The organism is Corallococcus sp. AB045, from assembly GCF_003668895.1.
Classification (GTDB): Bacteria; Myxococcota; Myxococcia; order Myxococcales; family Myxococcaceae; genus Corallococcus; species Corallococcus coralloides.
Map to the genome: position 1 here is coordinate 1 of NZ_RAWN01000429.1, position 828 is coordinate 828.

Consider the following 828-nt stretch of genomic DNA (forward strand, 5'->3'; position numbering starts at 1 on the left):
ATGCCTAACGGAACTGGACCAAATCTGGGATGATTTGGTCATGGCGAAGTGTGTTCATTGCGGCTTTGGCTGGAGCTGGCGACTGTCGGACGGGCGGCTGAAATGCCGCCGGTGCGGGCATCGTTGGCGAGCGAAGACGCTTTGGGATGTCTCCCGGCTCGACAGCCGGGTGAAGACGGAGCTGGTGCAGCGGTTCGTATGGGGTGTCCCGGTGTACCGGCAGCGTTTCTCGCTGGCGGCCAGTCGGCCGGCGACGGAACGGTTCTATCGGCTCATTCGCCTCGCCATGGCCCATGCCGAACAGTTGCGGGCTCCGTTCGAAGGCCATCTCGAATGCGACGAAACGACTTTCGGCGGCGCCCGGAAAGGCAAGCGCGGCTGGGGGGCTGCCGGGAAGGTGATCGTCTTCGGCATCGTCAAGCGCAATGGCACGGTCAAGGCCCAGCCGATCCCGGCTCATGATCGGGCTTCGATCATGAAGGTCATCCAGGCCGAGAGCCGCGAAGGATCGCTCTACTACACCGACGAATGGCAAGCCTACGCCACCTTGCGTCTCCGGGGCGATCATGTCGTGATCCGCAAGGAGAAAGGACGCCCGCTCGGACGCGATCACATCAACGGCATCGAGGGCTTCTGGTCCTATGCCAAAAACTGGCTCTATCCCTACCGCGGCGTGCCGAAAAAGTTCTTCCATCTCTACCTCGGCGAAACCTGCTACAGGTTCAATCACCGGGACGAGGACCTGAAACCCTTGATCATCAAGATCTTGAGGGTAACCTCAATCAATGAAATCGACATAAAACAGGTCCAGATCGGTTAGGCATTACC

Annotated in this window: 1 protein-coding gene; it reads left to right on the forward strand. The window is 59.8% G+C overall.

Annotation, left to right across the window (positions count from 1 at the left end):
- Window positions 1-820: IS1595 family transposase (locus D7Y21_RS41310; protein ID WP_233612508.1), on the forward strand; the 820-nt coding region annotated here is incomplete at its 5' end.
- Between the last annotated feature and the right edge of the window lie 8 nt (window positions 821-828).